The organism is Bradyrhizobium ferriligni (genome assembly GCF_056837965.1).
Map to the genome: position 1 here is coordinate 49207 of NZ_JBXEJO010000008.1, position 14944 is coordinate 64150.

The window sequence follows — 14944 nt, forward strand, 5'->3', positions numbered from 1 at the left end:
CATCGGCCCTCATGGTGGGGAGGCGCGTCAGCGCCGTCTCCGGACGATGCGGCCCGAGACGGGGCCACATCCTTCGAGACGCGGCGCAGGCGCCGCTCCTCAGGATGAGGGGATGGTTCAACTGGTTTGTCAGAGAGTGATTTGATGTCGTCTCCGCCGCTGCGTCTCGGTATCAATGTTGATCACGTCGCCACCCTGCGCAACGCGCGGGGCGGTGCGCGGCCCGATCCGGTGCGGCTGGCGCTTGCCGCGATCGCGGCCGGCGCCGACGGCATCACCGCGCATCTGCGCGAGGACCGCCGCCACATCCGCGACGAGGACATGGCGCGGCTCAAGGCCGAGATCTCCAAGCCGCTGAATTTCGAGATGGCGGCGACCGACGACATGCTTCGGATCTCGCTCGCCACCAAGCCGCACGCGGTTTGCCTGGTGCCGGAGCGGCGCCAGGAGCTCACCACCGAAGGCGGCCTCGACGTTGTCGGCCAGCACAACGCACTGGCGCCGTTCATCGCACGGCTCAATGACGCCGGCATCCGCGTCTCGCTGTTCATTGCGGCCGACCCCAGGCAGATCGAGATGGCCGCCAAGCTGAAGGCGCCGGTGATCGAGATCCACACCGGCGGCTGGTGCGACGCCGTGGTCGACGGCCACCAGGACAAGGCGGAGGCCGAATGGAAGCGCATCGTCGCCGGCGCCAGGCTCGCGCAGGCGGCCGGGCTCGAGGTCCATGCCGGCCACGGGCTCGACTATGACACCGCGGAGACGATTTCCGCGCTGCCCGAAATCCGGGAGTTGAACATCGGCTATTTCATGATGGGCGAGGCGCTGTTCGTCGGCATTGCCGGGACGGTGCGTGAGATGCGTGCGGCGATGGACCGCGGCCGCGCCAGGGCGCAGGGTGGCGTCAGCGCATGATCATCGGCATCGGCTCGGACCTGATCGACATCACCCGGGTGGCCAAGGTGATCGAGCGCCATGGCGAGCGATTCCTCGAGCGCATCTTCACCGATGCCGAGCGCGCCAAGGCGATGCGCCGCGCCAACAGCGAGAAGATGGTGGTCGCAACCTACGCCAAGCGCTTTGCCGCCAAGGAGGCCTGCTCCAAGGCCCTCGGCACCGGTATCCGGCGCGGGGTGTGGTGGAAGGACATGGGCGTCGTGAACCTGCCCGGCGGGCGGCCGTCGATGCGGCTGACCGGCGGGGCGCTGGCCCGGCTCCAGGAACTGACGCCCGAGGGCATGCAGGCGCAGATCGATCTTTCGATCACCGACGATTGGCCCTTGGCCCAGGCCTTCGTCATAATTTCGGCGGTTGCCACCGCCAGATGAACGCGGGGCGCCGGAATCTGCCGGAAAACTTCAGCAAACTAAAAAATCATTGATATTTCAATGAATTGCGAAGTTTTGAGGCGGCGATTGATTGCGCCCCTGCGAACAACCGTCTAAAACGCCGCAGGGTTATATCGAGCGAGACGCTGATTCCGGGTTTAGGCCGGAATTTGCCCTCAAGATCAGAATCAAGGCCATTTTCCTCACGCGAAGGCCCAACGCTTCGCGCGAAGAGAACGTTCTGCCACCGCGTGGACATCAGTCCACGGGAATTGGGAAAGCAATGAGCGTGACCACCGGGACCAAATCTGAAAGCGGCTTGGGCGAGACCATCCGCGTCGTCATCCATGCTCTTCTGATCGCGCTCGTTATCCGCACCTTCCTGTTCCAGCCGTTCAACATCCCCTCCGGGTCGATGAAGGCGACGCTCCTGGTCGGCGACTACCTGTTCGTCTCGAAATATTCCTATGGCTACAGCCACTATTCGATCCCGTTCTCGCCGAACATTTTCTCGGGCCGCATCTTCGGCTCGGAGCCGAACCGCGGCGACATCGTGGTGTTTCGCCTGCCGCGGGATGACTCCACCGACTACATCAAGCGCGTCATCGGGCTGCCCGGCGACCGCATCGAGGTCAAGAGCGGGCTGCTCTACATCAACGACGAGCCGATCAAGCGGGAGCGGCTGAGCGATTTCGTCGGCGAGGATCCCTGCGGCTCGGCGGATGCGACCGCCCGCGTCAAGCGCTGGAAGGAGACGCTGCCGAACGGCGTCAGCTATGAGACGCTGGACTGCACCGACAACAGCTACATGGACAACACCATCGTCTACACCGTTCCGCCCGGGCATTTCTTCATGATGGGCGACAACCGCGACAACTCCACCGACAGCCGCTTCCTGTCGCAGGTCGGCTACGTGCCGTTCGAGAACATCATCGGGCGCGCCCAGATGATCTTCTTCTCGATCGCCGAGGGCGAGCAGGCCTGGATGATCTGGCGCTGGCCGCTTGCCGTGCGGTGGAATCGCCTATTCTCTATCGTGCGATGAACGACGATACCGCAGCCATCAACGATCAAGCGCCGACCGGCGAGCCGAGCCAGACGCCTGCCGCCGACAGCACAGCCGCGCCGAAGAAGCGGCGCAGCAAGGCGGCCAAGGCCGCTGAGGAGAAGGCCGCGATCGCGGGCACCGAGGCGCGGATCGGGTACACCTTCCAGGATCCCGCGCTGCTGACCACCGCCTTCACCCACGTCTCCGCGCTGAAGCCCGCCACCCGCAACCGCGCCGACAGCTACCAGCGGCTGGAGTTCCTCGGCGACCACGTGCTCGGGCTGATCGTATCGGACATGCTGTTCCGGTCGTTCCCCAAGGCCGACGAGGGCGAATTGTCGAAGCGGCTCGCCGACCTCGTGCGCAAGGAGAGTTGCGCCGACGTCGCCAAGGCGCTCGGGCTGCTCGAGGACATCAAGCTCGGCATGGTGAAGGCGGTCGAGGGCGCCCGGCTGCGCAAGTCCGTGCTCGGCGACATCTGCGAAGCGGTTATCGGGGCGATCTTTCTCGACGGCGGCTACGAGGCCGCGCGCCAGTTCGTCGAGCGCAACTGGACCGAACGGATGCACAAGCTGCGCCGGCCGCTGCGCGATCCCAAGACCGTGTTGCAGGAATGGGCGCAGGGCAAGGGGCTGCCGACGCCGGTCTATCGCGAGGTCGAACGCACCGGCCCGCATCACGATCCACAATTCCGCGTTGCGGTTGACCTGCCGGGCCTGGCCTCCGCCGAGGGCCTCGGTGGCAACAAGCGCGCGGCCGAGAAGGCGGCAGCATCCGCGATGATCGAGCGCGAAGGCGTCGGCACCAATGACTGACGAGGCCAAAGGGCAAGGGGACGCGACGCGCTGTGGCTTCGTCGCGCTGATCGGTGCGCCCAATGTCGGCAAGTCGACGCTGGTCAATGCGCTGGTGGGCTCCAAGGTCACGATCGTTTCGCGCAAGGTGCAGACCACGCGCGCGCTGATCCGCGGCATCGTGATCGAGGGCAACGCGCAGATCATCCTGGTCGACACGCCCGGGATCTTCGCGCCGCGGCGCCGGCTTGACCGCGCCATGGTGTCGACCGCCTGGAGCGGCGCGCACGACGCCGATCTCGTCTGCGTGCTGCTCGATGCGAAGTCGGGCCTCGACGAAGAGGCCAACGCGATCCTGGCCAAGCTCGAAACCGTCGCCCATCCGAAGATCCTGGTGCTGAACAAGGTCGATCTCGTTCAGCGCGAGAAGCTGCTGGCGCTGGCGCAGGCCGCCAACGAGCGGATGGGCTTCGAGCACACCTTCATGATTTCGGCGCTGTCCGGCGACGGCGTTGCCGATTTGCGCCAGACGCTGGCCAAGCTGGTGCCCGCAGGGCCCTTCCTCTATCCGGAGGACCAGATGTCGGATGCGCCGATGCGGCATCTGGCGGCCGAGATCACGCGCGAGAAGATCTACAGCCATCTGCATCAGGAACTGCCGTACCAGTCGACGGTCGAGACCGACAGCTGGACCGACCGCAAGGACAAGTCGATCCGCATCGAGCAGACGATTTTTGTCGAGCGCGAGAGCCAGCGCAAGATCGTGCTCGGCAAGGGCGGCGCCACCATCAAGTCGATCGGCGCGCAGGCACGTGCCGAGATCGCCGAGATCATGGGCGTCCCCGTGCATCTGTTCCTGTTCGTCAAGGTGCGTGAGAACTGGGGTGACGATCCCGATCGCTACAAGGAAATGGGACTGGAATTCCCCAAGGAATAAGAGTCGACGTTTGCATGAACGTGCCCAGAAATGTGCTGTGGTTTGAGGTTCTGCTCTATCTGTCGCTGACGCTGGATGCGCTGTCGGTGGCGTTCCAGGACCGCACGCCGACCGTCCTGAAGACCGAGCAGATGATCATGGGCGAGACCCTGACGGCCGGCTGCATGATCCTGCTGCTGATGTATTTCGTCCGGCTCGCCGCGCAGCACCGCAAGAACTGGCCGCGCTGGGCGCTGCTCGCGGTGCTTGTCCTGTCGGTGATGTCCCTGGTGCAGGTCATCGGCGCAAGGGGCATGGAGATCGACAGCGCCATCGAGGTGGTGTCATGCATCCTGACCACGGCCGGGCTGTATTATTCCTTCACCGGTGACGCGCGGGGTTGGTTCAACGCGTAGGGCATGACGCGTGAGGAAAGCTGCGTTCATCCGCGGAATCCTGATAGACTCCGCGCATGGAATGGACCGACGAAGGCATCGTGCTGGGCGTGCGGCGGCATGGCGAATCCTCCGCCATCGTCGAGCTGTTGACGCGTGAGCACGGCCGCCATCTCGGCCTGGTGCGCGGCGGCGCCGGCTCGCGGATGCGGCCGCTGCTGCAGCCCGGCAACAGCGTGACCGCGGTGTGGCGGGCGCGCCTCGACGAGCATCTCGGCATGTATGCGCTGGAGGGCACGCGGCTGCGCGCGGCGACGCTGCTCGGCTCGTCACATGCGGTCTACGGCGTTACGCATCTTGCGGCGCTGGCCCGGCTGCTGCCGGAGCGCGATCCGCATGAGGACATCTACTGGATGCTGCAAGGGACGCTCGACGATTTCGAGGACGCCGGCGTTGCCGCCGTGCACCTGATCCGGTTCGAGCTCGCCATGCTGACCGAGCTCGGCTTCGGGCTCGACCTGGAAAACTGCGCGGCCACCGGGGAGACGTCGGACCTGATCTATGTATCGCCGAAATCCGGCGGCGCCGTGTCCCGCGCCGCCGGCGAGCAGTGGCGCGACCGGCTGTTGCCGCTGCCGGCGTTCCTGCGCGAAGGCGAGGGCGGCGCCAACAGCTGGTCGGACCAGGATCTGCGCGACGGCTTCCAGATCACCGGCCTGTTCCTGCTCCGCCACGTGCTGGAGCCCCGCGGCCAGGGCCATTCCGACGCCCGCGACGGATTTATCAACGCCGTGGCCCGGCGGCGGAGGCGGCTGGCGGGGACGTGATCCCGCGCCCCGAGCCGCTGTTTTGACGAGATCGAGGTCATCGGGTTCGCCTCGGACGTCGATGGCGCGAAGCACTGACATTCCTGCGCCCCTGTCATGCGCGGCGGGACGGGAACGAGATCGCCTCGTGAAGCATTGCGGGGGCGTGGTTCCATCGATGGGCGACCGATGTTTCTGCGGGGAATTATTATTTCAGCGGCGTTGCTGACGCTGCCACCGGACGCTATGGCCGGCGAGCAGGGGGGCGTGCTCCGTCGCGTCTCCTGCACGGTGGTCCGCTACTACGTCGCCAGGTACTCGGCCTCGGCCGCCGAAAGCTGGGCCAGAGCCCATGGTGCGACCGACGCCGAGATCGAAATCGCCCGCCATTGCCTCAAGGAAACTCCCGTCAAGCCCGTGCGGACGGCCGGCCAGTCGGCGCAATAATCGCGCGAATCAGGTGCATCGATGGGCTGTTGGCGTGATTCGCGGCTTGCCCGATTCACCGCCAAGGTTTAACGCCTCCCCATGGGAAAACGACAGATTCCGCCGGAAGAGCCGGCCGAAATTCACGAGGTGCCGCTGCGTGACGCGCTCGAGGAGCGCTATCTCGCCTATGCGCTCTCGACCATCATGCATCGCGCCCTGCCGGACGCCCGCGACGGGCTGAAGCCGGTGCACCGGCGCATCCTCTACGGCATGGACCTGCTCGGGCTCGACCCGCGCGCCGCATTCAAGAAGTCGGCCAAGATCGTCGGCGACGTGATGGGCTCGTTCCATCCGCATGGCGACCAGGCGATCTATGACGCCATGGTACGCTTGGCACAGGATTTCTCCTCGCGCTACCCGCTGGTCGACGGCCAGGGCAACTTCGGCAATATCGACGGCGATAATCCGGCCGCCTACCGCTACACCGAAGCCCGCATGACCGAGGTCGCGCGGCTGCTGCTCGACGGCATCGACGAGGACGGCGTCGAGTTTCGCCTCAACTACGACGGCCAGTCGAAAGAGCCGGTGGTGCTGCCGGGCGGCTTTCCGAACCTGCTCGCCAACGGCGCGCAGGGCATCGCGGTCGGCATGGCGACCTCGATCCCGCCGCACAACGCGGCCGAGCTCTGCGACGCCGCGCTGCATCTGATCGAGAAGCCCGACGCCAAGTCGAAGGCGTTGCTGAAATGGGTCAAGGGCCCGGACTTCCCGACCGGCGGCATCGTGGTCGATTCCAAGGAAGCGATCGTCGAGGCCTACACCACGGGGCGCGGCTCGTTCCGCACCCGTTCGCGCTGGACCCAGGAAGAGGGCGCGCGCGGCACCTGGGTGGTCGTCGTCACCGAAATTCCGTGGCTGGTGCAGAAGTCGCGGATCGTGGAGAAGATCGCCGAACTCATCAACGAGAAGAAGCTGCCGCTGGTTGCCGACGTCCGCGACGAGTCGGCCGAGGACGTCCGGCTCGTGATCGAGCCGAAATCGCGCACCGTCGATCCGGCGTTGATGATGGAGTCGCTGTTCCGGCTGACCGAGCTGGAAAGCAAGATCTCGCTGAACCTCAACGTGCTGATCAAGGGCCGCATCCCGAAGGTGGTCGGCCTTGCCGAGTGCCTGCGCGAATGGCTCGACCATCTGCGCGACGTGCTGGTCCGCCGGTCCAACTTCCGCAGGACCCAGATCGAGCACCGCCTGGAAGTGCTGGGCGGCCACCTCGTCGCCTATCTGAACCTCGACAAGGTGATCAAGATCATCCGGACCGAGGACGAGCCGAAGCCGGTCTTGATGAAGACCTTCAAGCTGTCAGAGATCCAGGCCGACGCCATCCTCAACATGCGCCTGCGCAATTTGCGCCGCCTGGAGGAGATGGAGATCCGCACCGAGGACAAGGATCTTCGCAAGGAGCTGAAGGGGATCGAGGGCCTGCTCGCTTCCGAGACCGAGCAATGGGCCAAGGTCAGCGATCAGGTCCGCAAGGTCCGCGACATCTTCGGACCCAAGACGCCGCTCGGCAAGCGCCGCACCACCTTCGCCGATGCGCCCGAGCATGACCTCGCCGCGATCGAGGAAGCGCTGGTCGAGCGCGAGCCGTGCACCGTCGTGATATCAGAGAAGGGCTGGGTGCGGACGCTGAAGGGCCATGTCGAGGATCTCTCCGGCCTTGCCTTCAAGACCGACGACAAGCTCGAGCACTCGTTCTTCGCCGAGACCACCTCGAAGCTGCTGCTGTTCGCGACCAACGGCAAGTTCTACTCGCTCGACGTGGCAAAACTGCCGGGCGGCCGCGGCCATGGCGAGCCGATCCGGATGTTCATCGATCTCGAGCAGGACGCCGCGATCATCTCGCTGTTCGTCAACAAGGGCGAGCGCAAGTTCCTGATCGCGAGCAGCGAGGGTCAGGGTTTTGTCGTCAAGGAAGAGGACTGCGTCGGCAACACCCGCAAGGGCAAGCAGGTGCTCAACGTCGAGATGCCGAACGAGGCCCGCGCGATCACGACCGTGAACGGTGACACCGTCGCGGTGATCGGGACCAACCACAAGATGGTGCTGTTCGGCCTCGACCAGGTGCCGGAGATGGCGCGCGGCCGCGGCGTGCGGCTGCAAAAATACACCAGCGCGTCGCTGTCTGACGTTGCGGTGTTCGACGCCAAGGCCGGCCTGACCTGGAAGGATTCCGCCGGCCGCGAGCACAGCATGACCATGAAGGAATTGGCCGACTGGCGCGGCAACCGCGCCGACGCCGGCCGGCTCGCCCACGGCCTGCCGAAGTCGAACAAGTTCAATCGCGGCGTGGAGTAACGGGATTTGTAGCCCGGATGGAGCGAAGCGAAATCCGGGGCCGCTTTCGCGTTTGGCAAGGATCCCGGATTGCGCTGCGCTCCATCCGGGCTACGCGGGCTACGAGCGCGGTGTGATAGTATCCACATTCCACCGCGCTATAACCGTCGCCGACGACATCGGGCGACGGTTGCCATGGCGCACAATCACGACAACGACCACAGCGGTCATTCTCACGGACGCGCCCACGCCGGGCATTCCCATGCCGGACACAGCCACGCGCCCGACAGTTTCGGCACCGCCTTTGCGGTCGGCGCGTCGCTGAACACCGCCTTTGTCGTCGCGGAACTGATCTTCGGCTATTCCGCCAACTCGCTGGCGCTGGTCTCCGACGCGGTTCACAATCTCTCCGACGTCATCGCGCTGCTGCTGGCGTGGGGCGGGGCGTGGCTCGCCGGCAGGCGGCCGACCGATACCCACACCTATGGCTACCGTCGCGCCTCGATCCTGGCGGCGCTGTTCAATGCCGGGTTGCTCCTGATCGCGGTCGGCGGCATCGCGGTCGAGGCGATCAACCGCTTGCGCGAGCCGGCGGAGGTCGCAAGCTGGACCGTGGTCTGGGTCGCGGCGCTCGGCGTCCTGATCAATGGCGGCACCGCGCTGCTGTTCATGCGCGGCCGCGACAGCGACCTCAATGTCCGCGGCGCCTATCTGCACATGGCGGCGGATGCCGGCGTCTCGGTCGGCGTCATGATCGCCGCGCTCTTGATCATGGCGACCGGCTGGCAGTGGCTCGATCCGGCGATCAGCCTCGTCATCGCCGTGGTGGTGCTGCTGAGCGGCTGGGAGCTCGCCCGCGACAGTGTCAACCTCGCGCTCGACGCGGTGCCGAAGGGCATCGATCTCAAAGAGGTGAGGGACTATCTCGCCGCGCTCGAGGGCGTGACTGAAGTTCACGACCTGCACATCTGGGCGATGAGCACCAGCGAGACCGCGCTGACCGCGCATCTGGTGCGGCCCGGCGGACACGACGATGTCTTCCTGCATCATGTCTGTGCCGAGCTCTCGGAGCGCTTCAGCATCCACCACGCGACGCTGCAGGTCGAGATCAGCAGCGAGACCTGCCGGCTGGCACCGGCCGAAATGGTTTAGCCTAGGCAGCCGCCACGCACTCGCATTCAATTGATCGCTCGACCCATGTCCCCGTCTTCCACGGGCGGCGACGACACGGCACATTGCAACCGCGCGAATGGCCGGCGTGATCAACGGAGGGCGACGTGAAGAAGGCAATCGGTCTTGCGATGTTGTTCTGGGCCGTGGGCGCGCTGCCGCATGCGGACGCCGAGCCGGCGAAATCGGGCGTCGAGAAGCTCTACATCCTCAACTGCGGTGAAGGCGTTGCAGGCGACATTTCACGCTGGTCGCCCGGCGTCAATGAAGGCAAGTCGATGGACTTCGTCGACAATTGCTACCTGATCAAGCATGCTCAGGGCTGGTTCCTGTGGGACACCGGGATTCCCGACGCGGTGGCGGCGATGCCGGACGGCCTTGCGCCGGCCGACCCGAAGGCGGTCACCTGGCGGCGGCCGAAGACGCTCGCCGCGCAGCTCGACCAGCTCGGCGTCAAGCCGTCGGACATCAAGGCGATCGCCGTCTCGCACACCCATCCCGATCACATCGGCAATGTCGAGCTGTTCCCGGCCGCGATGTTGTACGTGCAGAAGGCGGAGTATGAATGGCCCGGCGCCAACAACGCGCCGCGCTTCAAGGCCGAGCATCCCGTGACGAAGCTGGAAGGCGACCGCGACGTGTTCGGCGACGGCAGCGTCACCATCCTGTCGACGCCGGGCCACACGCCCGGCCACCAGTCGCTGCTGGTGAAACTGCCGAAGACAGGCGCGGTGGTGCTGAGCGGCGATGCCGTTCACTTCAGGGACAATTGGGACAATCGGCGCGCGCCGAGCATGAACGCCAGCAAGGAGCAGACGCTGGCCTCGATGCAGAGGATCGCCGACACGCTGTCGAAAGAGAAGGCGCAGCTCTGGATCAACCACGACAAGGCGCAGCGCGACGGGCTGAAGCTGTCGCCGGACTTCTACGATTGAGCCGCCTTGGCGGCGTTCGCTTTCGACCAGTTTCGAAAAATCTGCGCGGTCTCCTCGTCCATCGGAAAGAAGCTTTCGATGCGCAGTTCCTGCAGCGTGACGTCCTGCGGCGTCCCCAGCGTCGCGATCGTGGTGAACAATTGCAGGCTGACGTCGCCCTTGCGGAATAGCATCGGCAGCACCGGCCCGGATGTGGGCCCCGGCGGCGCGGCCAACGCGGCCTCGACACCGTCATAGGCCAGCAGGCGCTTGAGCAATTCCGCCGTCGCAGTGGTGCCGTCGGCGGCGGCATCGGCCTCGACGCTGCGGATGAAATAGCCGGCCACCTCGGTCCAGTTGGTGAGATAGGGGCGCAACACACCGGGCGCGACCAGCGCATCGGCAAGGTTGACCGCCGTGCCTGGGGCCAGCGGCCCGACCAGGAATTCCACCAGCTGCCCCGCGCCCGAATTGGCGAGCAGCAGATTCCAGTGCCGGTCGACCACGACCGCCGGGAAGGGCTCCTGCTGTGCCAATATGAAATCCAGCGCGTAACGGATCTGGGCGAGTTCGGGCGCGGCAAGGTCGGTTTGCCGCCAGACCGGCGCGAAGCCGGCCGCGACCAAGAGCGCGTTCTGCTGGCGCAACGGCACGTCGAGCGCCGCGGCAAGCCGGATCACCATGTCGCGGCTCGGTGCGGCGCGCCCGAGCTCGAGAAAGCTGAGATGGCGCTGGGAGATATCCGCGCGCCCGGCGAGCTCGAGTTGCGAGTGCCCCTTGCGCTGCCGCCACCAGCGCAGGCTGGCCGAAAAATCGCGCTGCTGCGACATGAATACCTGTGAAGTAGTTGCCGGAATGATCTCGCCGGGCAAGATGCCACAAGCGAACCGAAAACGCATGGGGATCGGGATGGGCGAGTGGATCGGCGTTGCGATTGCACTGGTCTCGAGCTGCCTCGGCGGCACCGCCGCGGCGATCACCCGTTACCTGGCGGGCAATGCCGACCCGATCACACTGGCGATCCTGCGCTGGGCGATCGGCTTTCTCTGCGTGCTGCCCGCCGCGGTCCTGCTCGGCGCGAAGTGGCCGCGGCGCACGGACTTGCCGGCGGTCGCGGCGCTCGGCGTCGCCTTCTTCGGCGTGTTCTTCGTGCTTTATAATCTCGCGATGTCCTACACGACGGCGGCGCGCGCCAGCCTGGCGCTGGCGACCTTGCCGCTCTCCACCATGGTGGTCGGCGCCTTGCTCGGCGTCGAGCCGCTGACAATGCGCAAATCGATCGGGGTTTCGATCGCGGTGCTCGGCGTGGCGGCGGCGCTGGCATCCGGGCTGGCGGCGGCGCCACCGGGCGCATGGCGCGGCGAACTGATCATGGCCGCCGCGGTGCTCTGCATGGCCTTCTACAACGTGTTGTCGCGACCGTTCATCCGCCGCTCCAGCGCGCTCGGTTTCCTTGCCGTCGGCATGGGCGCCGGCGCGGCGGCGCTGGTGGCGGTGGGGTCGTTCACCGGCAGCCTGGCGACGCTGCGCGAGTTCGGCACATCGCAATGGATCGCGGGGCTTTATCTCGGCATAGCCGGCGGTGCGCTGGCCTTCATCCTGTGGGTGCTGGCGCTCGAGCGGGCCTCGCCGACCCGCGTCGCCAACACCATGACGGTCAATCCGATCGCCGCCGGGCTGCTTGCGAAGCAACTGGTCGGCGAGCCGATCACGGCCAATCTGATCGTCGGCCTGATCGCGGTCTTTGCGGGCATCTGGATCGCGACGTCGGAAACCAAATCGGTCTGATCAGCCGCGCGGGGCGGAAGGCGTGGTCACCGATGGGGCAGGCGAGTGCTTCGGCTTCAGCGTGCCGGCGTAGAACGACAGGACGAACACCAGGATAAGACCGACAAGATAGACCCCATAGGATTGCGGCGGGGTGATCGCCCATTGCATGAGGCGGCGGATCGGGTTTGGCGGGCCAGCGTCGTTGTCCATGCGCTGTTGTGCGCGAGCGGCCGGACAAAAGGAAGCGGAATCGGCGCCATTCGGCGGCCGTGTTCCGCGCGAAATGGTGGGGCGGGCGGCCTTGCAATGCCGCATTGGCGTCCGCATCTGTCACGCGACGACCAGCCCTTCCTCCCGCACCAATTGCCCGGCATAATCCGACTTATGGAACTGACGCCCCGTTTGCGCCTGATGAATTGGCTGGTCCGCCAGGGTCTGACGGGCCTGCCGGAAAACGACCTGCTGCGCGGTTTCTGCGAGCGCTGCCGGGCCGCGGGCATGCCGCTGTCGCGGGCCATCGTCTTCATCGATACCCTGCATCCGATCTTCGAGGGACGCGGTTTCCGCTGGAACGACGGCGAGAGCAATGAGGCCGACATCTTCGAATACGGCTCGACCAGCACCGGCGAGGCCAGCCAGACCTGGCGGCGGTCGGCCTTCTACCACATGCTCGAAAACGGCCATGACGAGATAGTGATCGATCTCGCCGACACCTCGCACGATTTCTCGATGATCGGCGAACTGGCCGAAAAGGGCCACAAGCATTTCGCCGCCTTCGTGCATCGCTTCGGCGAGGCCGGCACGATCGGCGAGATGGACTGCTTCTACTCCTACTACACCACCCGCCATTCGGACGGGTTCGACGAGAACCATATGGCGGCGCTGCGCGACCTGGTGCCGGTGCTCGGGCTTGCGATCAAATCGGCCGCGCAGGTCGAGATCGCCCGCACGCTCGGACGGGTCTATCTCGGCCGCGATACCGCGGAGCAGGTGCTGCGCGGACGCATGCAGCGCGGCATCACCGAGAAGATCAAGGCCGTGCTGTGGTACTCCGACGTGCGCGGCTCGACCGCGATCAGCGAGCGGATCGGCCCGGACGAGATCATTCCGTTCCTCAACGACTACGCCCAGGCCTCGATCGACGCGATCCATGACGCCGGCGGCGAGGTGCTGAAGCTGATCGGCGACGGCGTGCTGGCGATGTTCACCGGCGAGAACGTGGCAGGCGCCAAGCGGGCGGCGCTGCGGGCCGAGCACAGATTCCGGCATAACATCCGCGTGCTGAACGATCGCCGCGAGAACGAGGGCCGGCCGACCACCACGGCCTATGTCGGGCTCCATGTCGGCCAGGTCTTCTACGGCAATATCGGCAGTGAGGACCGGCTGGATTTCACGGTGGTCGGGCCCGCCGTCAACGAGGTCAGCCGGATCGCCTCGATGTGCGCCTCGGTCGACCGCGAGCTACTGACTTCGACGGACTTTCGCACCGGGCTCGACGCCGCCGGCCGCAACTATCTGGTCTCCACCGGCCGCTTCGTGCTGCGCGGCATCGGCCATGCGCAGGATCTCTATACGCTGGATCCGGCCGTCGCCGCCGACGAGGTCGTCGGCGGCAAATACGAGCGGTATCTGGCGAGCTAGCGTCTCTCCACCGTCATTGCGAGAAGCTCGCGACAAAATTGCAGAGCAATTTTGCGCTGAAGCGACGAACCAGTCGCAATGACGGCTGAGAAGACCCGGGATCAGCAGCGCGCAGGTTCGCCGACCATGTCGGGCTGCCGCGTCAGCGACACCGCGGGCGACATCAGGATCACCAGCGCCTGGGCGGCGAAGATCGCGGCCGCGAGATAGAGACAGGCCTCGGCGCCGTAGAGGCCGCCGACGATGGCGCCGAGCGCGGAGCCGAGCGGGCGCGCGCCGTAACTCATGATGTTGATCGCCGAGACGCGGCCGAGCAGCGAGGGCGGCGTTACCGACTGCCGCAGCGTGGTGGTCGAGATCACCCACAGGATCGGGCCGACGCCGAGCAGGAAGAAGCTGAGGCCCGCGAGCAGCGGCGTCGCAATCCAGGTCGTCAGCGCCATCACGGCCGCGGCGACGAAGCCGGTAACCGGGCCGAGCCCGATCACGGTGCCGAACGCCAGCCGCTTCATCACGCGGGTGGCGAACAGCGCGCCCACCACCATCCCGACGCCGTACATCGCGAGCGTGGTGCCGACGCCGGTGGCGCTGAGCCCGAGATGACGCACCGCATAGGGCACGAACACGGCGAGCAGCAGGAAGGAGGCGGTGTTGAAAATGAACTGGGTGATGAACACCGGCCGCAGCAAGGCGTGGTGCATCACGAAGGCCGCGCCCTCCTTGATGTCCTGCAACGGATGGCGCCGCGGGGCAGGCTGCCGCGCCGGCTCGTAGATGCCGGCGAGCAGCACGACTGCGATCGCCGACAATGCCGCGGCGAAGCCGAATGCGGGCGCCGCACCGACCCAGCCGACCAGCACGCCGCCGAGCGCGGGGCCGCTGGCGAACGCGACGGTACGCGCGAGCTCGATGCGGGCGTTCGCCGCCGGCAATTGCTGTGACGTCACCAGCGAAGGGACCAGCGCCGGCGCAGCGACGCTATAGGCAACCGTGCCGCAGACCGCGATGAAGCCGAGCATGGCGAGCAGCGGCAGCGTCATCAGGCCGAGCCACAAGAGCAGCAGGATCGCGGCAAGCGCGGCCGCGCGCAGCGCCTCGGAGCCCGCCATCACCCACCGCCGCGACACGCGGTCGGCGAGCAGGCCGGCGGGGATCGCAAACAGGATGAAGGGCAGCGTCAGCGCGGTCTGCAACAGGCCGGTCTGGCCTTCGCCGACGCCGAGCAGCAGCACGGCGACGATCGGCGCAGCCGCAAGCGCAATCTGTTCGGCCGACTGCGCGGCGAGATTGGACCAGGCCAGGCGATTGAAGGTGGCCGGCAGGCGAGGCGTATCAGCGGACATGACGGAATCCTTGGAAAATTCGACTGCCCTTAGTGTGTGTTTGGAAGACATCCGAT

The 14944-nt window shown here is 66.2% G+C and carries 16 protein-coding genes; 13 read left to right on the forward strand and 3 right to left on the reverse strand.

Translation table 11 applies throughout. The features are described from left to right. Positions 1–144: 144 nt before the first annotated feature. The 11 genes from AC1VNY_RS06400 to AC1VNY_RS06450 all read left to right on the forward strand — a co-directional run bounded on the left by AC1VNY_RS06400 (position 145) and on the right by AC1VNY_RS06450 (position 10155). Positions 145–915 (forward strand): pyridoxine 5'-phosphate synthase, encoded by a 771-nt coding sequence (locus AC1VNY_RS06400; RefSeq protein ID WP_482404544.1) that lies wholly within the window; start codon positions 145–147, stop codon positions 913–915. Further along, complete coding sequence (gene acpS, locus AC1VNY_RS06405) at positions 912–1328, forward strand: holo-ACP synthase (RefSeq protein ID WP_482404545.1); 417 nt, start codon at positions 912–914, stop codon at positions 1326–1328. The genes AC1VNY_RS06400 and acpS overlap by 4 nt, the downstream gene beginning before the upstream one ends. A gap of 283 nt (positions 1329–1611) precedes the next feature. Beyond that, positions 1612–2373, forward strand: a complete 762-nt coding sequence (gene lepB, locus AC1VNY_RS06410; protein WP_028333840.1) for a signal peptidase I — start codon at positions 1612–1614, stop codon at positions 2371–2373. Further along, complete coding sequence (gene rnc, locus AC1VNY_RS06415) at positions 2370–3191, forward strand: ribonuclease III (RefSeq protein ID WP_028340976.1); 822 nt, start codon at positions 2370–2372, stop codon at positions 3189–3191. Before lepB ends, rnc begins: the two co-directional genes overlap by 4 nt. Beyond that, on the forward strand, positions 3184–4107 hold the full coding sequence (era, locus tag AC1VNY_RS06420) for a GTPase Era (RefSeq protein WP_482404546.1): 924 nt from the start codon (positions 3184–3186) through the stop codon (positions 4105–4107). Before rnc ends, era begins: the two co-directional genes overlap by 8 nt. Positions 4108–4121: 14 nt before the next feature. After that, positions 4122–4502, forward strand: coding sequence for a hypothetical protein (locus AC1VNY_RS06425; protein ID WP_212061773.1), 381 nt, complete (start codon positions 4122–4124; stop codon positions 4500–4502). 56 nt (positions 4503–4558) lie between these two features. Next, positions 4559–5308 (forward strand): DNA repair protein RecO, encoded by a 750-nt coding sequence (gene recO / locus AC1VNY_RS06430; protein WP_482404547.1) that lies wholly within the window; start codon positions 4559–4561, stop codon positions 5306–5308. Positions 5309–5476: 168 nt separating this feature from the next. Further along, positions 5477–5734, forward strand: coding sequence for a hypothetical protein (locus tag AC1VNY_RS06435; protein WP_035631644.1), 258 nt, complete (start codon positions 5477–5479; stop codon positions 5732–5734). Between the two features lie 81 nt (positions 5735–5815). After that, positions 5816–8071, forward strand: a complete 2256-nt coding sequence (gene parC / locus AC1VNY_RS06440; protein WP_482404548.1) for a DNA topoisomerase IV subunit A — start codon at positions 5816–5818, stop codon at positions 8069–8071. A gap of 174 nt (positions 8072–8245) precedes the next feature. Next, positions 8246–9202: a cation diffusion facilitator family transporter gene (locus AC1VNY_RS06445; RefSeq protein ID WP_482404549.1), complete on the forward strand. Its 957-nt coding sequence runs from the start codon at positions 8246–8248 to the stop codon at positions 9200–9202. A gap of 149 nt (positions 9203–9351) precedes the next feature. Beyond that, the gene (locus tag AC1VNY_RS06450; RefSeq protein WP_482404610.1) at positions 9352–10155 is read left to right on the forward strand and encodes an N-acyl homoserine lactonase family protein; all 804 of its coding nucleotides are present in this window, start codon (positions 9352–9354) and stop codon (positions 10153–10155) included. Here AC1VNY_RS06450 and AC1VNY_RS06455 read toward each other — a convergent pair. Further along, positions 10146–10964, reverse strand: coding sequence for a helix-turn-helix domain-containing protein (locus AC1VNY_RS06455; protein WP_482404550.1), 819 nt, complete (start codon positions 10962–10964; stop codon positions 10146–10148). The two genes, AC1VNY_RS06450 and AC1VNY_RS06455, sit on opposite strands and share 10 nt — an antisense overlap. A 79-nt stretch (positions 10965–11043) precedes the next feature. Here AC1VNY_RS06455 and AC1VNY_RS06460 point away from each other — a divergent pair, with 79 nt between their 5' ends. Then, positions 11044–11922: a DMT family transporter gene (locus AC1VNY_RS06460; RefSeq protein WP_482404551.1), complete on the forward strand. Its 879-nt coding sequence runs from the start codon at positions 11044–11046 to the stop codon at positions 11920–11922. Here the strand turns inward: AC1VNY_RS06460 and AC1VNY_RS06465 are convergent, their stop codons facing one another. Continuing rightward, complete coding sequence (locus AC1VNY_RS06465) at positions 11923–12114, reverse strand: hypothetical protein (protein ID WP_038385381.1); 192 nt, start codon at positions 12112–12114, stop codon at positions 11923–11925. Between the two features lie 174 nt (positions 12115–12288). Here AC1VNY_RS06465 and AC1VNY_RS06470 point away from each other — a divergent pair, with 174 nt between their 5' ends. Continuing rightward, the gene (locus AC1VNY_RS06470) at positions 12289–13545 is read left to right on the forward strand and encodes an adenylate/guanylate cyclase domain-containing protein (protein WP_092078051.1); all 1257 of its coding nucleotides are present in this window, start codon (positions 12289–12291) and stop codon (positions 13543–13545) included. 101 nt (positions 13546–13646) lie between these two features. Here AC1VNY_RS06470 and AC1VNY_RS06475 read toward each other — a convergent pair whose 3' ends face one another. Then, positions 13647–14888, reverse strand: a complete 1242-nt coding sequence (locus AC1VNY_RS06475; protein ID WP_482404552.1) for an MFS transporter — start codon at positions 14886–14888, stop codon at positions 13647–13649. Positions 14889–14944 lie beyond the last annotated feature (56 nt).